Raw genomic sequence first — 19,773 nt, 5'->3', positions numbered from 1 at the left:
TTCTTCGATTAATACTGCGCGTATTAAAAATAAAAATCCAGCATTCTCAATCCATTACGAATGGGGGAGGCTTTGTGAAATAGCCCAATTTCCCTGCGTTAACGACCGACAAAATGTGTCATTAGCAACGGTTTCTCTGAATTGACACATTTCATTCAGATAATGGATTAACGCTACAGCCCCACCAGCCGTGCCATTCAGCAAACGAGCATTGTGCTCTGCTATTAATATTACCGTCACGCCATCAGGCAGAGGGAGCCTTTCTGGTATGAGTGTCCCGCTTTCAGCAATCAATAACAGCACTGAATAATCGCTATACGCATCTGATAATGATTGTTCTGGCCCACCGTTAAAAGGCAGGAAACCTTGCTGCCAGTCCTCACCAACAAAACAGGTCATTGGCAACATTTCAGCCAGATGTTTAGCGAGTTCAATATCACCAGATGAGAGGCAAAAAAGAGCTATCGATTCAGGTTTTATCGTTTTCATGACCACCACCCTCCGCTTAGTTTCCTGTAATAACGGTCAGGTTGATATGCCACAAAAAAAGATTGCCACACCATAAGTGCAGCCCTGGTGCCTGTCGACACGACGATGAATGAAATAAATGCTGCAGCCATCCCCTGATCCTTTCAGGGTGGTAGGGGTATAAAGACGCGCCAGTGCTCAACCGGTCGCTTCCAGACCACCCACTTCCCACCGAAGTTGTTGGTATTAACTGACAGGCTGGTCTTCTGGCTTAGCGTCATCCTCCCCCGACCTTCCCGATCTCACGATCAGTGGCATTTTCGGGGTTGTCAGCATTACAGCAGCGGGGGCTGCGAGGGATTTCCACCCTCTTCCCAGGCACAAATGTGCCAAACATGTCAGCGTATGTAATGAGCCGATTTCAATTTTCCCATAACACGTAAATGAATTATTACTGCCAGAGTATATTTAATCATCCCTCATTTTTTACATTGAATTTATGCCGTTTCCGCAGCCGTATTATCGCTAATTTGCTGACGGTAAACCTGCGGCGTTACCTGATAGGTCTGTCGAAAAACTTTGCAAAAATAACTGGTTTGAGAGAAGCCTAAATTACGCGCAATGCTGGCGATGCTCCAGTCACTATGGCACAGCAACTCACGGGCGCTGGCCATGCGTTGTTGGTTTACCCATGCATTAAAACCAATCCCATGATATTTCTTAAACAATTTACTGAAATAATAAGGGCTTAGATAAACATGCGAGGCAACATCCTCCAGGCGTAAATCGTCTGATAAATGCGCATCAATATAGCGCAATGCTTTTTTCATTTTATTATCGTGGGGATTAGACGCTCGGGTCTGACGAACGGAATCCGAATGAGGTTTATTCTCTTTAATAACGACAAAATTGAGTTGCTTTTTGAGGCAATTTTCCACAATCAACTTCAACAAATCAGCAGAGGCCATAACTCGCGAGTAATCCATCTCCGGGACTTTGCGAAATTCATTAAGTAATTCGGGATCTGCTTGCCAACGATCATCGACATTCAGAATATCGATCAAATCGACATCACCATTACGCAGGCGGACTTGTCCACACAACACAAAGCCGACTAAATGCCCAGCAATCACCAAAGGAATAGAGAAATCGGTTAATCCTGCATGGCAACGGTAAATACAAGGTTGATCGGATTTAGAAGCTTCCAGGCCTCCACAACGATCGCTCATGCGGCAGCGAGTGCTAAGCTGTGGATGTTGCCGCATCATCTGACAAAACGGGGTGAAGTTAAAAAGTTCGGAAATTTCATCACCGTGGATATTGACCACGACAACCGCAAGGCTGGTCGCCTGCGCAAAATCCTGCGCGATTTTATTAATGAGTTCTGAATTAAGTGTCGCCGCAGAAATCATGATAAAACCTCCCAGTTAATTTATTGTTATTGTAAAAAACAATTGTTTTACATTTAATCTTCACATCATCCCTGATGATTTACTGACGAGAAGCACAAAGGACAATAACAAAAGCCTCCATGAAGCGGGAGACTTTTTAATAAGTTCGGAAAGCAGATCACAAACAGTAAAAAAATAAACGTTTATAACCGCCAGGTTATTTCGCTATTCGCGGATATCTTTAGGCGTAACACTATTGACAGGTAAATTTTGTGCAATGAGAAAGCGATAAATCGCCGCACCAACGCAGGCACCAATGACCGGGGCAATAATGGGTACAATGAAATAAGGAATATTGCGTCCGCCAGTCATCGCTATTTCTCCCCAACCCGCAAGCCAGGTGAAAATTTTTGGCCCAAAATCACGCGCTGGATTCATGGCAAAACCGGTTAATGGTCCAGTAGAAGCACCAATAACAGCAACCAGAATACCAATCAGTAAAGGTGCAAGAGGCCCCTTCGGTACACCGTTGCCGTCATCGGTCAACGCCATAATCAATCCCATCAACATAGACGTGATGACTATTTCAACCATTGCCGCCTGCCATACATTTATTGCCGCTGCCGGGTAAGTACTGAAGATACTGGCGAGTTGTAAACTTTCTGCACTTCCACGAACCATATTGTGGGCAGATTCAAAATCGGTAAACAAATTGCTGTATAAAAAATATGCCAGAACCGCACCACCAAAGGCACCCGCTAATTGCGCCACACAAAATGGCAGCACTTTACGGGCTGGGAAAGAGGCAAACAGCCACAGAGCAATGGTAACTGCAGGGTTGAGATGAGCACCGGAAATACCTGCCGTAAGGTAAACAGCAAGCGAAATCCCTAACCCCCAAATAATACAAATTTCCCACAGCCCCAGACTTGCCCCAGCAAGTTTGAGGGCACACAAACAACCAATGCCAAAAAAGAGGAACAGTCCGGTGCCCAAAAACTCGGCAACGCATTGCGCCTTGAGTGAATCATTCATAGTGACACCTTTTTTACAAAGTTTTTCTTTATCAGCCAACAGAATTGCTGATTGTTGTGTATATCGAGGGCAACTATAAAAATTGCTCTGCGGAAAATATTGCCAACATGCATGACAGACTCGTGGAAAAATCGTGCTGACATAGCAAATTATTGTCATTGCAGAAGCATGCAACACAGCGTTAATCAGTGTTGAAAGTAATAATTACCGCCAAACTTTCACAATAAAAAATTGTCATCATGACATAATAAAATTTAAACAAATATCACAGTTCCTTTCCGCGAACCAAACCCAACGAAATATTATTCGCGATTAAACCCTTCAGCCAACGCAATTAATTCACATTGAAAGTCCCACAAAACAACCAATAAATTAATAACATATAGTATATAAAAGCAATTTTATAATATTTGTCCTCTATTTATTTTTCTCATTGGCCGATTAAGTCAGCCATTCTTTTTCCTCGCTTTTTTTTATAGTCATATCGTCAAAAAATCCAGGGGAGGTCTTTATGCAACAAGAAGCGTTAGGAATGGTAGAAACCAAAGGTTTAACTGCCGCCATAGAGGCCGCAGACGCCATGGTGAAGTCGGCAAATGTATTGCTGGTTGGCTACGAAAAAATAGGTTCCGGGCTGGTGACCGTCATCGTTCGTGGTGATGTCGGGGCTGTAAAAGCGGCAACCGACGCAGGTGCCGCCGCCGCGCGTAACGTCGGTGAAGTAAAAGCCGTACACGTTATTCCCCGCCCACATACCGATGTCGAAAAAATCTTACCAAAGGGAATTAACCCATGAGTAGCAATGAACTGGTCGAACAGATCATGGCGCAGGTCATCGCTCGCGTAGCGACGCCAGAGCATGAGGTTCTCCCGGAAACCACTCATCAAACACGAGAGACGGCTATGGCAGAAAAAAGCTGCACGTTAACGGAATTTGTTGGCACCGCTATTGGCGACACTGTAGGTCTGGTCATTGCGAACGTTGATAGCGCCCTGTTGGACGCGATGAAACTTGAAAAACGCTATCGCTCCATTGGCATTCTGGGTGCACGTATTGGCGCAGGTCCACACATTATGGCCGCTGATGAAGCGGTAAAAGCTACGAACACTGAAGTTATTAGCATTGAACTTCCTCGCGATACCAAAGGCGGTGCCGGACACGGCTCATTAATCCTCTTAGGTGGCAACGATGTTTCCGACGTGAAACGCGGTATTGAAGTTGCCCTGAAAGAACTCGATCGGACCTTTGGCGATGTCTATGCCAACGAAGCCGGGCATCTTGAACTGCAATATACCGCCCGCGCCAGCTATGCACTGGAAAAAGCGTTTGGTGCACCACTGGGACGGGCTTGCGGCGTTATTGTCGGCGCTCCAGCCGCTGTGGGTGTTCTGATGGCCGACACCGCGCTGAAGTCCGCCAATGTGGACGTGGTGGCATACAGCTCTCCCGCTCAAGGCACCAGCTACAGCAATGAAGTCATTCTGATTATCTCGGGTGACTCCGGCGCAGTCCGTCAGGCGGTCATCTCCGCACGCGAAATCGGTAAAACCGTACTTTCGACTCTCGGCGATACACCGAAAAACGATCGCCCTTCCTACATCTGAATTCCCTGAGGCAGATTCATGAGATCGAAAAGATTTGAAGCACTGGCCAAACGCCCGGTCAACCAGGACGGTTTCGTTAAAGAGTGGATTGAAGAAGGCTTCATTGCGATGGAAAGCCCGAACGATCCAAAACCGTCAATCAAAATTGTTAATGGCGTCGTCACCGAGCTGGATGGAAAACCCGCCAGCCAGTTTGACCTGATCGACCACTTTATCGCCCGTTACGGCATCAATCTCGCGCGCGCCGAAGAAGTCATCGCGATGGATTCGGTCAAACTTGCCAATATGCTGTGCGATCCAAATGTCAAACGTAGCGATATCGTTCCCCTTACCACAGCAATGACGCCCGCCAAAATCGTCGAAGTGGTTTCGCAGATGAACGTGGTAGAGATGATGATGGCGATGCAGAAAATGCGCGCCCGTCGAACACCATCACAACAGGCTCACGTCACTAACGTCAAAGATAACCCGGTACAAATTGCCGCCGACGCAGCTGAAGGCGCATGGCGCGGGTTTGATGAACAGGAAACCACCGTTGCCGTGGCTCGCTATGCGCCGTTCAACGCCATCGCTCTGCTGGTAGGTTCCCAGGTAGGGCGCCCGGGCGTCTTGACCCAGTGTTCACTGGAAGAAGCCACCGAACTGAAACTCGGTATGTTAGGCCACACCTGTTACGCCGAAACGATTTCTGTTTACGGCACGGAACCTGTTTTCACCGATGGCGATGATACCCCGTGGTCAAAAGGATTTCTCGCGTCATCTTATGCTTCTCGCGGCTTAAAAATGCGCTTTACTTCCGGCTCCGGCTCTGAAGTACAGATGGGTTACGCGGAAGGCAAATCAATGCTTTATCTCGAGGCTCGTTGCATTTACATCACCAAAGCCGCAGGCGTACAGGGGCTGCAGAATGGTTCCGTAAGCTGCATTGGTGTTCCATCAGCTGTGCCGTCAGGCATCCGCGCAGTGCTGGCGGAAAACCTAATTTGCTCATCGCTGGATCTGGAATGTGCCTCCAGTAATGACCAGACCTTTACCCACTCAGATATGCGCCGTACCGCGCGTTTCTTGATGCAGTTTCTGCCGGGCACTGACTTTATCTCTTCCGGTTTTTCCGCTGTGCCGAACTACGACAACATGTTTGCCGGTTCAAACGAAGACGCCGAAGACTTCGATGATTACAACGTCATTCAGCGTGACCTGAAGGTTGATGGCGGTCTGCGACCGGTGCGCGAAGAAGATGTTGTCGCTATCCGCAATAAAGCCGCACGCGCCTTACAGGCTGTCTTTGCCGGTATGGGATTACCCCTTATTACCGATGAAGAGGTCGAAGCGGCGACCTATGCCCACGGTTCGAAAGATATGCCAGAGCGCAACATCGTAGAAGACATTAAGTTCGCCCAGGAAATTATCAATAAAAACCGTAACAGCCTGGAAGTGGTGAAAGCCCTGGCGCAAGGCGGTTTTACCGATGTCGCTCAGGACATGCTCAACATGCAAAAAGCGAAACTGACCGGCGATTATCTCCATACCTCAGCCATTATCGTCGATGACGGACAAGTACTCTCTGCGGTCAATGACGTCAATGATTACGCCGGACCGGCTACAGGTTATCGCCTGCAAGGGGAACGCTGGGAAGAGATCAAAAATATTCCCGGTGCACTTGATCCCAACGAAATTGACTAAGGGTGAGAAATGGAAATTAACGAAAAATTACTGCGTCAGATTATCGAAGACGTGCTGGCAGAAATGCAAACCAGCGCCAAGTCCGTTTCATTTCGCGCGCCTGTCGCCTCCACTGCCCCTTCCGCACCGGATGCCGGGAGTTTTTTGACCGAAATTGGCGAAGCCCAACAAGGCACTCAGCAGGATGAAGTCATTATTGCTGTAGGCCCAGCATTTGGCCTGGCGCAGACCGTCAATATTATCGGTATTCCGCATAAAAACATCTTGCGTGAAGTGATTGCCGGTATCGAAGAAGAAGGCATTAAAGCGCGTGTGATTCGTTGTTTTAAATCGTCCGATGTCGCATTCGTAGCAGTCGAAGGCGATCGCCTTAGTGGTTCCGGCATTGCTATTGGTATTCAGTCAAAAGGCACCACGGTTATCCACCAGCAGGGGCTTCCCCCTTTGTCTAACCTGGAACTTTTCCCGCAAGCGCCTTTGTTGACGCTGGAAACTTATCGCCAGATTGGTAAAAACGCCGCGCGTTATGCGAAGCGTGAGTCTCCACAACCAGTTCCGACCCTCAACGATCAAATGGCGCGGCCTAAATACCAGGCCAAATCAGCCATTTTGCATATCAAAGAGACGAAGTACGTGGTCACTGGCAAAAAACCGCAAGAACTGCGCGTGACGTTTTAACAAAGGAAACCTTCATGAATACCGATGCAATTGAGTCGATGGTCAGGGACGTGTTGAACCGCATGAACAGTCTACAGGATGCAGCTCCTGTTTCTGCGACACCCAACGCGTCAATACAGAACGCCAAAGTGACGGATTATCCGCTGGCAAATAAACATCCGGAATGGGTTAAAACGGCGACCAATAAAACGCTCGACGATTTCACTCTGGAGAATGTACTCAGCGATAAAGTCACCGCCCAGGACATGCGCATAACCCCTGAAACATTGCGTATTCAGGCCGCGATTGCCAGAGATGCGGGTCGCGATCGTCTGGCGATGAATTTTGAACGTGCCGCCGAGCTTACCTCAGTGCCGGACGATCGCATCCTTGAAATCTATAATGCATTACGCCCTTATCGTTCAACTAAGCAAGAACTCATTGCCATTGCTGACGATCTTGAACGTCGTTATCAGGCCAAAATTTGCGCTGCATTTGTCCGCGAAGCCGCAGAACTTTATGTCGAGCGTAAAAAACTGAAAGGCGACGATTAAGGACGAACTATGCGATATATAGCAGGCATTGATATCGGCAATTCATCTACAGAAGTTGCTCTGGCGACGCTCAGTACGTCTGGAGAATTGTCATTCGTGAGCAGCGCCCTTGCGGAAACCACCGGAATTAAAGGTACGTTGCGTAACGTATATGGCATTCAGGAGGCGCTCGCACAGGCAACGAAAAAAGTCGGCATCAATGTCAGCGATATTTCGCTTATTCGTATCAACGAAGCAACTCCTGTCATTGGCGATGTGGCGATGGAAACCATTACGGAAACCATCATCACCGAGTCAACCATGATTGGTCACAACCCAAAAACGCCAGGCGGAGTAGGACTGGGCGTGGGGCTCACCATCACTCCACAAGAGTTGTTAACACGTCCGGCGGATACACCGTACATTCTGGTCGTGTCATCGGCATTTGATTTTGCCGATATCGCGACCATGATAAACGCCTCCGTGCGTGCCGGATATCAACTGACTGGCGTTATTCTGCAACGTGATGATGGCGTGCTTGTCAGTAACCGCCTGGAAAGCCCTTTACCCATTGTTGATGAAGTCCTCTACATCGATCGTATTCCGCTCGGCATGCTGGCCGCGATTGAAGTCGCCGTTCCCGGGAAGGTTATCGAAACCCTGTCTAATCCGTATGGGATTGCCACTGTTTTCGCCCTCAATGCTGAAGAGACTAAAAATATCGTTCCTGTTGCACGAGCACTCATAGGCAACCGTTCTGCAGTAGTGGTGAAAACACCTTCTGGCGACGTTAAAGCCCGTTCGATACCCGCCGGAAACATCGAGCTGCTTTCTGCCGGACGTACAATACGAGTTGATGTTGCTGCTGGTGCCGATGCCATTATGAAAGCGGTCGGCGAGTGCTCAAAACTGGAAAACGTAACGGGAGAACCGGGCACCAACATCGGCGGTATGCTGGAACATGTTCGCCAGACTATGGCGGAACTGACCAATAAACCCAGCCACGAAATTTTTATTCAGGATTTACTGGCGATAGATACCTCTGTTCCCGTCAGCGTAACCGGTGGGCTGGCTGGTGAATTTTCACTGGAACAGGCAGTGGGTATCGCTTCAATGGTGAAATCCGACCGACTGCAAATGGCGATGATCGCCAGTGAAATTAAGCAAAAACTGCATGTTGATGTTCAGGTCGGAGGCGCTGAAGCAGAAGCTGCAATTCAGGGAGCCTTGACTACCCCAGGAACCACACGCCCTCTGGCAATTCTGGACTTAGGCGCAGGTTCTACCGATGCCTCCATCATCAATCAGAAAGGGGAAATGATAGCCACTCACCTTGCGGGAGCGGGCGACATGGTGACGATGATTATTGCCAGGGAACTGGGCTTAAATGATCGTTATCTGGCAGAAGAAATCAAAAAATACCCGTTGGCAAAAGTAGAAAGCCTGTTCCATTTACGCCATGAAGACGGCAGCGTTCAGTTCTTCCCTACTCCGCTGTCCCCTCATGTATTTGCCCGCGTTTGTGTGGTGAAACCTGACGAACTGGTGCCTATTCCCGGCGATTTAACACTGGAAAAAGTACGTGCTGTTCGCCGCAGTGCGAAAGAGCGCGTCTTCGTCACCAATGCCCTGCGCGCGCTACGTCAGGTAAGTCCAGGCGGAAATATTCGCGATATTCCGTTCGTCGTTCTGGTGGGCGGTTCTTCGCTGGATTTCGAAGTACCGCAGTTAGTCACCGATGCATTGGCGCATTATCGATTGGTCGCCGGACGGGGGAATATCCGTGGTAGTGAAGGCCCGCGCAATGCGGTAGCTACCGGGCTACTGATTTCCTGGCACAGGGAGTTGGCTCATGGAAAGTAAAGAACATACGCCCGCTATTGTCGTTACGGAAATAGGTGACTGTATCAGTACATGGAATGCTGTGCTTCTTGGCATTGAAGAGGAAGGTATCCCCTTTCGCATTCAACATATCCCGTCAGGTGAAGTCATCGATAGCGCCTGGCAGGCTGCTCGTCAGTCCCCCCTGTTGGTTGGCATAGCCTGCGACCGGGAAAAGCTGATTGTGCATTACAAAAACTTACCGGCATCAGCGCCACTATTTACGCTGATGTATCAACAAGATAACCATGCCCGGCGCAGCATCGGCAATAACGCTGCCCGCCTGGTAAAAGGCATTCCCTTCAGGGAATGCCACTCATAATCCACAGGAGAAACGCTGTATGAACAACGCACTAGGACTGGTTGAAACAAAAGGGTTAGTTGGCGCAATTGAAGCCGCAGATGCCATGGTTAAATCCGCCAACGTGCAACTGGTTGGCTATGAAAAGATTGGTTCGGGTCTGATTACGGTGATGGTCCGTGGCGATGTTGGCGCAGTAAAAGCCGCCGTTGATGCAGGAAGCGCCGCCGCAAGCGCCGTTGGCGAAGTGAAATCCTGCCATGTCATCCCGCGGCCACACAGCGATGTTGAGGCCATTTTACCTAAATCTGCATAACCCCATTCGCTAAGGAGCACAGCGTGAAGCAATCACTGGGATTACTTGAAGTCAGTGGTCTGGCACTCGCCATCAGTTGCGCAGATGCTATGGCAAAAGCCGCGTCCATCACGCTGGTTGGCCTTGAGAAGACCAATGGCTCAGGCTGGACGCTCATTAAAATCACCGGTGACGTCGCCTCGGTTAATGCGGCGATCGCGACGGGTGCCAGTTTCGCCGAACAGCGAAATGGCCTCGTCGCACACAAAGTGATTGCCCGCCCGGGTGAGGGAATACTGCCCCGCCCAACAGAAGCAATGAATGTGACGGTGGCAGTAAGCGAAACGCCAGCAACAGTCGCCCCCCCAGAGATTATCAGCTGTAATTTGTGTCTAGATCCCGCGTGTCAACGGCAAAAAGGCGAGCCACGTTCACTTTGTCTGCACTCTGATAAGCGAGGGGAGTAGCAATGGATAAACAAACCTTGCAGGAGACTGTTAGCCAGGTTCTGGATGAAATGCGCGAGCGCCCTATCCCTCTTGGCGTCTCCAGTCGCCATATTCATCTTTCAACGGCGGATTATGTGCGCCTTTTTCCTGAACAACCGATCAGCGAGAAAAAGTCATTACTGCAACCTGGTCAATTCGCTGCTGAACAGGTTGTTACGCTGGTGGGTCCAAAAGGCAAATTACACAACGTTCGCTTGTTAGGGCCACTACGTAACTCAAGCCAGGTGGAGATTTCCCGGACTGACGCCAGAACATTAGGGATCACCGCCCCGCTACGTATGTCTGGCGATCTCAGCGGCACACCGGGGATTCGTCTGGTAAGCCCGTTTGCAGAGCTGGAAATCGCTTCTGGCGTTATTGTCGCACAACGGCACATTCATATGTCTTCGCTAGATGCCCTGATTTATGGCGTTACACATGGCGATAAAGTGGCGGTCGCCATTGAAGGTGATGAACGACGACTGATATTCGATAACGTTGCTGTTCGCGTCTCACCAGATATGCGCCTTGAAATGCATATTGATACCGACGAGGCCAACGCCGCAGGCGCTGATAATCCTGACGTTTTTGCCACTCTGGTGTCGGTACCATGAATAACAAACTGATGCAACACATTGTTGAAGAAGTGATTTTTCGCCTGAAACAACGTGCGGGGAAAACACTCGCGCTGACGGTTTCGCAACTGCGAGAAGCCCGCGTTAACGAAATAGTTCATCAGTATGCTTCGTTACAAATTCGATTCGTCGATTTACCGTTGCTGCGACAACTTGCGGAGAACGAAACGTCAGATCGAGCGGTAATCCACATTCACGAGGCGTTAGCCTGGGGAATACACATTCAATTGTCGTTGCAGAGTCATTTCCTGAACGCCATCAAATTGAAGTCTCTCGCTCATCTACCGCTAACCTGGTGCGACGAACAAGGACAACCAATCTACCTTCATCGTGGTCAACTTTTAAGTTATGCCGACGTAGTGCAGTTATGCGCAGGGATAGTGGTGTTGCAACGGAAATGTTGTGTGACCGCACTTGCGCGTGAAGCGGCAATGACCCGAAACATTCAGTTAATCAGGCAGGAGTAACCCATGCATCTGGCTCGAGTCACAGGCGCGGTGGTATCCACGCAAAAATCACCATCCCTGGTCGGGAAAAAACTGCTGCTGGTTCGCCGGGTCAGTGCTGACGGCGAACTGCCTCTCACGCCATTAACCGGTGACGAAGTTGCCGTTGATTCAGTCGGTGCAGGCGTCGGTGAGTTGGTACTCCTCAGCAGCGGCTCCAGTGCCAGACATGTTTTTAGCGGCCCCAACGAAGCCATCGACCTGGCAGTGGTCGGCATTGTAGATACGATTTCTCGCTAAGGAGTTGAAAGATGGCGATTTATACCCGCACAGGTGATTCAGGAAGTACGTCTCTATTTACCGGACAACGCGTGAGTAAAACTCATCTACGCGTCGAAGCCTACGGCACACTGGATGAACTGAACGCGACACTCAGTCTGTGTTATTGCGCCACCGCCATCGAAAGCCATCGCATATTACTGGAAGCCATTCAGCAACAGATATTTTGGTTTAGCGCCGAACTCGCCAGTGAAAGCGAGCAGCCATCAGCGCAGCAGCGTTACATCAGTACGGAAGAAATTGCCGCACTTGAAAAAGCGATCGATAGCGCAATGAGCGCTGTTCCTCCAGTTCACTGTTTCATTCTGCCAGGACGTTGTGAAGCCGCGAGCCGCATGCATTTCGCCCGCACCGTGGCCCGGAGAGCTGAAAGGCGTCTGGTTGAACTGACAACGGAAGCCTCCGTCCGCCATGTTTTGCTGCACTATATTAACCGGCTTTCCGATTGCCTGTATGCCCTCGCCCGCGTGGAAGACAACGTTGCTCATCAGAACCTGATGATTCAGGAAATCACAAAACGTTATCACGCAGCCAACCACACTTCAGCATTGAAGGAACGCACGATGTCGCTCACTTTTCAGGATCTTCATCAGCTCATTCGTAGCGCGGCAATGCGCGCGGATGAACTGCATATTCCCGTTGTCATCAGCATTGTTGATGCCAACGGGACAGAAAGTGTTACCTGGCGGATGCCTGATGCACTTCTGGTCAGCAGTGAACTGGCACCGAAAAAAGCCTGGACCGCCGTGGCGATGAAAACGGCAACACACAAGCTTACGGATACCGTGCAACCGGGTGCGCCGCTTTACGGACTCGAAAGCCATATGCAAGGCAAAGTCGTCACTTTTGGTGGCGGCTTCCCCCTCTGGCGTGACGGAATATTGCTTGGAGGGCTTGGGATTAGTGGTGGTAGCGTTGAACAAGACATGGATATTGCCCAAAGCGCAATGACGGCAATTAACGTGGGAGAAAACCAATGAATAACTCTGAATTAGAAACACTGATCCGCAATATTCTGCGCGAGCAGCTAGCACCCACGACATCACAAACGCAAAGAAACGGTATTTTCCAGACTGTCGATGAAGCTATCAGCGCTGCACACCAGGCCTTTTTGCGTTTTCAACAGTGTCCGCTTAAAACCCGCAGCGCCATTATCAGCGCTATTCGCGAAGAATTAACGCCCCGTCTTACAGAACTGGCGGAAGAGAGCGCTAACGAAACGGGAATGGGAAATAAAGAAGATAAGTACTTAAAAAACAAAGCGGCACTCGATAACACACCTGGAATTGAAGATTTAACCACCACCGCACTGACCGGTGATGGTGGCATGGTTTTGTTTGAATACTCCCCGTTTGGAGTTATTGGCTCGGTCACGCCAAGTACCAATCCCACGGAAACCATCATTAACAACAGCATCAGCATGCTGGCAGCTGGTAATAGCGTCTACTTCAGTCCACACCCGGGAGCCCAAAACGTCTCGCTGAAATTGATCGCCATAATCGAAGACATCGCGTTTCGCTGTAGTGGCATTCATAACCTGATCGTTACTGTATCTGAACCGACCTTTGCCACAACCGAACAGATGATGGTGCACCCTAAAATCAGCGTTCTGGCGATTACCGGCGGTCCGGGCATCGTCGCTATGGGAATGAAAAGTGGCAAAAAAGTGATTGGTGCCGGTGCGGGTAATCCCCCCTGCATCGTCGATGAAACGGCAGATATTGTGAAAGCTGCCGAAGACATCATCAACGGAGCCTCGTTTGATTACAACCTGCCATGTATCGCTGAAAAAAGTCTGATTGTCGTGGCGTCAGTGGCTGATTATTTGATTCAACAGATGCAAAGTTTTGGCGCCCTTCTTCTTAGCCATGAACAAACTGAAAAATTGCGTGCTGTTTGCCTGCCAGACGGCGTCGCCAACAAAAAACTGGTCGGCAAAAGTTCATCAACCTTGCTGGAGGCCGCTGGCCTCCCTTTGCCAGTAAAAGCGCCGCGCTTACTGATTGCCGTTGTTGACGCCGATGATAGCTGGGTTACCAGCGAACAACTCATGCCAATGCTACCCATTGTGAAGGTCAACGATTTTGATAGCGCCCTCACACTGGCGCTGAATGTAGAAGACAGTTTGCATCACACCGCAATTATGCACTCGCAGAACATCTCACGGCTCAACCTTGCCGCGCGCGCTATGCAAACCTCTATCTTTGTCAAAAATGGCCCCTCCTGGGCTGGTATTGGCGTCGGTGGCGAAGGTTTTACGACCTTCACCATTGCTACACCGACCGGAGAAGGGACAACGTCAGCCCGGACTTTTGCCCGCTCACGACGCTGTGTGTTAACCAGCGGCTTTTCCATTCGCTAGAGAAACGGAAATGAATACTTTTTCACTACAAACGCGTTTATACAGCGGACCGGGGAGTCTCAAAGTGCTTAGCCGTTTCACGAATAAGCACATCTGGATTATTTGCGACGCCTTTCTGGCGCGATCGCCATTGATTGATACCTTGCGCCAGGCGCTGCCCGACAGCAATCGCCTCAGTATTTTTAGCGAAATAACGCCCGATCCATCTATCCAGACAGTGGTAAAAGGCATCTCTCAGATGCAAACTTTGCGCCCGGATGTGGTTATCGGTTTTGGTGGCGGCTCTGCACTGGACGCCGCAAAAGCAATTGTCTGGTTTAGTCGCCAGTGTGCTATCGAAATTGAAACCTGCGTAGCCATCCCCACCACCAGCGGCACTGGTTCAGAAGTGACCAGCGCCTGTGTCATCAGCGATCCTGAGAAAGGAATTAAATATCCCCTTTTCGATAACGCACTTTATCCGGATATCGCGATCCTTGATCCATCTCTGGTCGTGAGCGTGCCACCGGCGATAACAGCCAATACCGGAATGGATGTTTTAACCCATGCGCTTGAAGCCTATGTTTCTCCCCGCGCCAGCGACTTCACGGATGCACTGGTCGAAAAAACCGTGCAAATTGTTTTTCAATACCTGCCCACTGCAGTGAAGAAAGGCGATTGCCTTGCCACCCGCGGTAAAATGCATAATGCCTCGACGCTTGCAGGAATTGCCTTTAGTCAGGCGGGGCTTGGGTTAAATCATGCGATTGCCCATCAACTCGGTGGGCAGTTTCATTTGCCCCACGGTCTGGCGAATGCGCTCCTGCTGACGTCAGTTATTCGTTTTAATGCTGGCGATCCTCGCGCCGCCAAACGCTACGCCCGGCTGGCTAAAACGTGTCATTTATGCCCGGACAATGCCAATGACACCGCAAGCCTGAATGCACTCATTCAACATATTGAACAGCTCAAAAAAGCGTGTTCAATACCGACTCTCGCCAATGCGCTGAAAGAAAAAAAAGCAGAATGGTCATCACGTATTCCCGATATGGTTCAGGCGGCGCTGGCGGATGCTACATTGCGTACCAACCCACGTGTGGCTGATGCCAATGCTATTGCAGAATTGCTTGAGGAGTTGTTATGAACGTCGAGTTTACGTCCTGCGACGGTCAGACGATCCGCGAGCGAGTGCAAGCAGCAGGCGTCGTGGGTGCTGGTGGGGCTGGCTTTCCGACACATATCAAGCTACAAGCACGTGTTGATACGTTCCTGGTGAATGCGGCGGAATGCGAACCCATGTTGAAAGTGGACCAGCAGTTAATGGCACAGCAAGCCAGCCGCCTGCTTCGCGGTGTTCACTATGCAATGAAAGCCACCGGGGCCAGTAGCGGAATCATCGCGCTGAAAGAAAAGTATCAACTGGCAATAAACGCCCTCACACCATTACTACCGCCTGATATCCGCCTGCATATTTTGCCCGACGTTTACCCCGCAGGAGACGAAGTGCTGACCATCTGGATGGCAACAGGTCGCCGCGTTCCACCAGCCGCGTTGCCCGTTAGCGTCGGCGTAGTCGTCAATAACGTCCAGACTGTGCTGAATATTGCCAGAGCTGTTGAGCAGCAGTATCCGGTAACGCGCCGCACGCTAACCGTTAATGGTGCAGTTGCTAAACCCGTAACGGTGACAGTTCCCATCGGGATCTCTTTACGCGAGGTACTGGCGCTGGCGGGAGGCGCAACGGTAGATAATCCTGGTTTTATCAATGGCGGTCCGATGATGGGGAGTTTGATCACATCGCTCGATACGCCAGTCAGCAAAACCACTGGCGGCTTGCTGGTTTTACCCAACTCTCATTCACTGATCCAGCATCGAATGCAGGATGACCGCTGCGTACTTACCGTCGCAAAAACCGTTTGTGAGCAATGCCGCTTATGTACCGATCTCTGCCCACGCCATTTAATTGGTCACGAACTATCACCACATTTGTTAGTACGTGCAGTTAACTACCAACAGCTCGCTACGCCACAACTGTTACTGACAGCGCTCACCTGTTCGGAGTGCAACGTCTGCGCCAGCGTTGCCTGCCCGGTAGGTATTTCACCCATGCGCATAAACCGCCTGCTTAAGCAGGAATTACGCGCCAAAAATCTCCGCTACGAAGGTGCCTTAAATCCTGAGGATGCCATGGCAAATTATCGGCTGATTCCAGTAAAACGGCTGGTGGCAAGATTGGGATTAGCCACGTGGTATCAGGACGCGCCATTGTCTGAACACGTACCACAACCCGAAAAAGTGACGCTATTGTTACGCCAGCACATCGGTGCCAGCGCAATTCCGTGTGTACAAAACGGCGATCGCGTCGTTCGTGGGCAGTACGTAGGTCAAATTCCACACGGCACATTAGGCGCCCCTGTTCATGCCAGTATTGATGGCATGGTCAGTGATGTGACAGAAAACGCGATTACGATAGTGAGAGGTTAACCATGTCGAAAGCGGTAGGTATTTTAGAACTTAGTAGTATCGCGAAAGGGATGGAAACCGGCGATGCCATGCTGAAAAGCGCCAGCGTTGAATTACTGGTCAGCAAAACGCTTTGCCCCGGTAAATTTCTGCTGATGCTCGGAGGCGATGTCGGTGCAGTACAGCAGGCCATCAGCAGCGGCGCTTCCCTTGCAGGTGAAATGCTGGTCGACAGTCTGGTCCTTCCTAATATTCATCCCACTATCCTGCCCGCAATCAGCGGTCTGAACCATGTTAACCAGCGACGGGCTGTCGGTGTAGTCGAAACCTGGAGTGTAGCGGCCTGCATTGACGCTGCCGATTGTGCAGTGAAAGCGGCAAACGTCACGCTCGTACGGGTACATATGGCCTTTGGTATTGGCGGTAAATGCTACATGGTAGTGGCAGGCGATATTTCTGATGTTAATAACGCGGTATCTGTCGCCAGCGAGCGAGCGGGGGAAAAAGGTTTGTTGGTCTATCGCTCGGTAATTGCCCGTCCGCATGAAGCCATGTGGCGTCAGATGGTGGAGGGATAATGTCAACTCAGCACACGACTGAACGAATGATTCAGGAATATGTCCCCGGTAAACAGGTCACGTTGGCACATGTTATTGCCAATCCTGGAAAGGATCTGTTTAAAAAATTAGGCTTACCGGACACCGTTTCCGCTATTGGCATTCTGACGATTACCCCCAGCGAAGCATCTATCATCGCATGTGATATCGCTACAAAATCAGGCGCTGTAGAGATTGGTTTTCTTGATCGTTTTACCGGTGCCGTAGTGCTGACTGGCGATGTTTCTGCTATCGAATATGCACTTAGCCAGGTTACCCGCACACTGGGCGAAATGATGCACTTTACCGCCTGCCCCATTACGCGGACCTGACACTATGCGACGCATGATGCTCATTGGCCCCAGCCAGTGCGGAAAAACATCACTCACACAGTGTCTGCGCGGAGAGAATATTCAGTATCAGAAAACGCAGGCCATCGTCTGGTCCCCGGCAACTATTGACACGCCCGGAGAATACCTCGAAAACCGTAACCTTTACAGCGCACTGCTGGTCAGTGCCTGCGAAGCGGACATTATCGCGCTGGTGCTTAATGCAGACGCGCCGTGGTCCCCTTTTTCGCCAGGCTTTACCACGTCAATGAATCGCCCGGTCATTGGGGTAGTCACCAAAGTGGATTTAGCCAGTGAGGAACAGATATCTTTGGTGAAATGCTGGCTACGGGAAGCTGGAGCACGAAAGGTGTTAGTGACCAGTGCGGTAAATAACATCGGGATTGCAGAACTTCTTGCCTTATTGCATACAGAAGAAGGCTGTCGTTAAGCCAGAAATTTCAATATGTTATGAGATGGGTATGATGACTTACAACAGTGAGAAAAGAATCAATGAACAATGAGGATTGCCCGGCAATCCTCATTGAATAAAGCAGAAATTACTTCGCTTCGCCGTTTTTCATTTCGCCCATAGCTTTCAGCTTTTTGGAGATATCGCGGCGTTCTTTGGAGAGCTCAGCATTTTTGATGATGTAATCATCAACACGATCTTCATAGTCGCCTTTCATGCTGGCGATGATGCCCTGAATTGCTTCAACGCTCATACCAGGTTTGATGTAGTCGCTCAGGTTGTCGAGCAGCAGGACACGTTTCTGGTTGTCACGGATCTTTTTCTCAACGTCCTGGATTTCACGTTGCAGTTTGTTCTTACGACGGAACAGGCGAACAAATTCCAGTACGTCCTGGAATGAAGGCTTGGTAGTTTCCATTTTTATACCCCTGATAATGTGAGAGTCGGATTCGTTTAAGCAACCGCTATTCGTTAGGGCCAACATTACTCATAGCTGCCGCAGATGACAATGCTTTTATCCCTATTCACTATCATACCCTTTATCCTTGCTGAATCGAAGCAGCAGCAATTTGATTCTGAAGGTCGGAATTTATTTGCGCAAAGCCCGACAAATCAGATTTGACAGCAACTCCAGTTGATGCGCCGTTTCCATGTTTAGCCATACATAGCCATAAATCGGCGTCTCAACGACTTTCAGATCATGATGATTAGCGAGCAACTGGCGCAACTCTTCCACAGCATCGTTCAGTTTTTCTGTATTAGCAAAAACCGGCTGTGGATTACCTTCGTACAGGGCATGAACAAGAGTCAGCACTATTTGCTGCATCATTTGCTGTGTGTCGCGCAGTTTTTGCGCATTCAGTAGCACAAAATGACTGGGCCTCGTGGCCCAGTAAGCATTGATTTGCAGCTCCAGCATACAAACCAGATTACGGTTAATCGTCTGGATACCTTCATATATCGATTTTGGAATACGGGTTTCTTTGCTGGCGGGTGCAATCAGCCCACGCATTTTCACGGCATCGGTCAGGAGTTTTTGCAGATGGCTTTCCAGACGTGGGCGTTCGAGTAAGTTTGGTGAGAATGCTGATTGATAGACCCGATTATATTCGGTCAGACTTTTCGCCAGTTGAATGCGCCAGTGGATGAACGCCCGTTGTGGCCAGATACCGGTAAACAACATTGCCAGTAAAGAGCCGAGGATCACATCGCCGCTTCGCCATAATGCCGTATCAATTTCACCTGTCGGGGAACCAACAACAATCGCCAGCGTCACACCAATCAATAAGCCTTGATAAGGTTTCTTGCCCAGCGCCAACCAGCCGCAAAGGAACATGGCTGCTGCACACCAGATTAACATCAACGGTAAAGAGATTAACTCCAGTTGCAGAGCGATAAGACCTAAAATCGCCCCCAACACCGTACCGCCAATACGTTCAAAGGCGCGAGGGACGACGTTACCCCAAAACGAGATAGGCCCCATGATCACCACCATGGTGACCAGCGGCCAGGTGCTTTCCGGGATGGTAAACAGGCGAATGATGAGAAAAGTCAGCAGGAATGCCAGCGCGACGCGAGTACCATGCACGATTCGGTAATGACGGTACACACGAATTTCAAACGGACTAAGGCACTTATCAGCTCGCACGCTGCAACTCCGTAAAATAAGGATAAACGGCCAGACACTAAACCAGCTGTCCAGCCGACTTTCAACCAGTAATCAGGAACATTCCCGAAGGGATTATCAGAAGTCTGAAGGTCAATTTTACCCTTTTACATGACGAAAAACAGCGAAGCAATCAGGTTAACACCCTG

General features: G+C 49.9%; 24 protein-coding genes and 1 riboswitch. Of the genes, 19 read left to right on the top strand and 5 right to left on the bottom strand.

All coding sequences use genetic code 11. The features are described 5' to 3' along the window. Positions 1-54: 54 nt before the first annotated feature. The 3 genes from AACS80_RS13735 to pduF form a co-directional block, all read right to left on the bottom strand. A complete protein-coding gene (locus AACS80_RS13735) occupies positions 55-489 on the bottom strand; it encodes a cobalamin biosynthesis protein (RefSeq protein WP_135410116.1) in 435 nt (144 codons plus the stop codon). A 218-nt stretch (positions 490-707) separates the two neighbouring features. After that, positions 708-882: riboswitch (cobalamin riboswitch) on the bottom strand. An 83-nt stretch (positions 883-965) separates the two neighbouring features. Further along, a complete protein-coding gene (gene pocR / locus AACS80_RS13730; protein WP_135410117.1) occupies positions 966-1,880 on the bottom strand; it encodes a transcriptional regulator PocR in 915 nt (304 codons plus the stop codon). Between the two features lie 204 nt (positions 1,881-2,084). Then, positions 2,085-2,894 carry a propanediol diffusion facilitator PduF gene (gene pduF, locus AACS80_RS13725; protein ID WP_135492821.1) on the bottom strand — a complete coding sequence of 270 codons (810 nt, stop codon included), beginning with the start codon at positions 2,892-2,894 and terminating at the stop codon, positions 2,085-2,087. Between the two features lie 511 nt (positions 2,895-3,405). Between pduF and pduA the strand changes: the two genes are divergently transcribed. The 19 genes from pduA to AACS80_RS13630 are packed head-to-tail and all read left to right on the top strand — an operon-like array spanning position 3,406 to position 17,937. Further along, a complete protein-coding gene (gene pduA / locus AACS80_RS13720) occupies positions 3,406-3,690 on the top strand; it encodes a propanediol utilization microcompartment protein PduA (RefSeq protein ID WP_001183614.1) in 285 nt (94 codons plus the stop codon). Beyond that, complete coding sequence (pduB, locus tag AACS80_RS13715) at positions 3,687-4,499, top strand: propanediol utilization microcompartment protein PduB (protein WP_000097479.1); 813 nt, start codon at positions 3,687-3,689, stop codon at positions 4,497-4,499. Before pduA ends, pduB begins: the two co-directional genes overlap by 4 nt. An 18-nt stretch (positions 4,500-4,517) precedes the next feature. Next, positions 4,518-6,182: a propanediol dehydratase large subunit PduC gene (gene pduC / locus AACS80_RS13710; RefSeq protein ID WP_130259966.1), complete on the top strand. Its 1,665-nt coding sequence runs from the start codon at positions 4,518-4,520 to the stop codon at positions 6,180-6,182. Between the two features lie 9 nt (positions 6,183-6,191). Then, positions 6,192-6,860 carry a propanediol/glycerol family dehydratase medium subunit gene (locus AACS80_RS13705; RefSeq protein ID WP_135491580.1) on the top strand — a complete coding sequence of 223 codons (669 nt, stop codon included), beginning with the start codon at positions 6,192-6,194 and terminating at the stop codon, positions 6,858-6,860. A 14-nt stretch (positions 6,861-6,874) separates the two neighbouring features. Then, positions 6,875-7,393: a propanediol dehydratase small subunit PduE gene (gene pduE, locus AACS80_RS13700; protein ID WP_131161073.1), complete on the top strand. Its 519-nt coding sequence runs from the start codon at positions 6,875-6,877 to the stop codon at positions 7,391-7,393. A gap of 9 nt (positions 7,394-7,402) precedes the next feature. Beyond that, complete coding sequence (locus AACS80_RS13695) at positions 7,403-9,235, top strand: diol dehydratase reactivase subunit alpha (protein ID WP_138183834.1); 1,833 nt, start codon at positions 7,403-7,405, stop codon at positions 9,233-9,235. Beyond that, positions 9,225-9,575, top strand: coding sequence for a glycerol dehydratase reactivase beta/small subunit family protein (locus AACS80_RS13690; RefSeq protein WP_135410118.1), 351 nt, complete (start codon positions 9,225-9,227; stop codon positions 9,573-9,575). The genes AACS80_RS13695 and AACS80_RS13690 overlap by 11 nt, the downstream gene beginning before the upstream one ends. A gap of 19 nt (positions 9,576-9,594) precedes the next feature. Continuing rightward, the gene (pduJ, locus tag AACS80_RS13685) at positions 9,595-9,870 is read left to right on the top strand and encodes a propanediol utilization microcompartment protein PduJ (protein WP_001057752.1); all 276 of its coding nucleotides are present in this window, start codon (positions 9,595-9,597) and stop codon (positions 9,868-9,870) included. Beyond that, positions 9,867-10,316, top strand: a complete 450-nt coding sequence (locus AACS80_RS13680) for a BMC domain-containing protein (RefSeq protein WP_135410119.1) — start codon at positions 9,867-9,869, stop codon at positions 10,314-10,316. Before pduJ ends, AACS80_RS13680 begins: the two co-directional genes overlap by 4 nt. 2 nt (positions 10,317-10,318) lie before the next feature. Continuing rightward, positions 10,319-10,951, top strand: a complete 633-nt coding sequence (locus AACS80_RS13675; RefSeq protein WP_135410120.1) for a phosphate propanoyltransferase — start codon at positions 10,319-10,321, stop codon at positions 10,949-10,951. Continuing rightward, positions 10,948-11,439, top strand: coding sequence for a microcompartment protein PduM (gene pduM / locus AACS80_RS13670; RefSeq protein ID WP_135410121.1), 492 nt, complete (start codon positions 10,948-10,950; stop codon positions 11,437-11,439). The genes AACS80_RS13675 and pduM overlap by 4 nt, the downstream gene beginning before the upstream one ends. A gap of 3 nt (positions 11,440-11,442) precedes the next feature. Next, the gene (locus tag AACS80_RS13665) at positions 11,443-11,718 is read left to right on the top strand and encodes a EutN/CcmL family microcompartment protein (RefSeq protein WP_130208669.1); all 276 of its coding nucleotides are present in this window, start codon (positions 11,443-11,445) and stop codon (positions 11,716-11,718) included. Between the two features lie 11 nt (positions 11,719-11,729). Continuing rightward, positions 11,730-12,737 (top strand): two-domain cob(I)yrinic acid a,c-diamide adenosyltransferase PduO, encoded by a 1,008-nt coding sequence (pduO, locus tag AACS80_RS13660; RefSeq protein ID WP_135410122.1) that lies wholly within the window; start codon positions 11,730-11,732, stop codon positions 12,735-12,737. Next, a complete protein-coding gene (gene pduP, locus AACS80_RS13655; RefSeq protein WP_135410123.1) occupies positions 12,734-14,119 on the top strand; it encodes a CoA-acylating propionaldehyde dehydrogenase PduP in 1,386 nt (461 codons plus the stop codon). Before pduO ends, pduP begins: the two co-directional genes overlap by 4 nt. 10 nt (positions 14,120-14,129) lie before the next feature. Continuing rightward, positions 14,130-15,242: a 1-propanol dehydrogenase PduQ gene (locus AACS80_RS13650; protein ID WP_138183833.1), complete on the top strand. Its 1,113-nt coding sequence runs from the start codon at positions 14,130-14,132 to the stop codon at positions 15,240-15,242. Next, the gene (locus AACS80_RS13645) at positions 15,239-16,582 is read left to right on the top strand and encodes a 4Fe-4S dicluster domain-containing protein (RefSeq protein ID WP_138183832.1); all 1,344 of its coding nucleotides are present in this window, start codon (positions 15,239-15,241) and stop codon (positions 16,580-16,582) included. Before AACS80_RS13650 ends, AACS80_RS13645 begins: the two co-directional genes overlap by 4 nt. Positions 16,583-16,584: 2 nt before the next feature. Then, the gene (gene pduT / locus AACS80_RS13640) at positions 16,585-17,139 is read left to right on the top strand and encodes a propanediol utilization microcompartment protein PduT (protein ID WP_135410124.1); all 555 of its coding nucleotides are present in this window, start codon (positions 16,585-16,587) and stop codon (positions 17,137-17,139) included. Then, on the top strand, positions 17,139-17,489 hold the full coding sequence (gene pduU / locus AACS80_RS13635; RefSeq protein ID WP_130259978.1) for a propanediol utilization microcompartment protein PduU: 351 nt from the start codon (positions 17,139-17,141) through the stop codon (positions 17,487-17,489). Before pduT ends, pduU begins: the two co-directional genes overlap by 1 nt. A 4-nt stretch (positions 17,490-17,493) precedes the next feature. Further along, complete coding sequence (locus AACS80_RS13630) at positions 17,494-17,937, top strand: EutP/PduV family microcompartment system protein (RefSeq protein ID WP_130259979.1); 444 nt, start codon at positions 17,494-17,496, stop codon at positions 17,935-17,937. A 109-nt stretch (positions 17,938-18,046) separates the two neighbouring features. Here the strand turns inward: AACS80_RS13630 and AACS80_RS13625 are convergent, their stop codons facing one another. Continuing rightward, the gene (locus tag AACS80_RS13625; RefSeq protein ID WP_000450409.1) at positions 18,047-18,376 is read right to left on the bottom strand and encodes a DUF496 family protein; all 330 of its coding nucleotides are present in this window, start codon (positions 18,374-18,376) and stop codon (positions 18,047-18,049) included. 171 nt (positions 18,377-18,547) lie between these two features. Then, a complete protein-coding gene (locus tag AACS80_RS13620; RefSeq protein WP_135410125.1) occupies positions 18,548-19,606 on the bottom strand; it encodes an FUSC family protein in 1,059 nt (352 codons plus the stop codon). Positions 19,607-19,773: the final 167 nt, after the last annotated feature.

Origin of the sequence: Escherichia sp. E4385 (assembly GCF_963883145.1) — a bacterium.
Taxonomy (GTDB): domain Bacteria; phylum Pseudomonadota; class Gammaproteobacteria; order Enterobacterales; family Enterobacteriaceae; genus Escherichia.
Note: the sequence above shows the minus strand (reverse complement) of the source record. Positions and strands in the feature narration are given on the sequence as shown.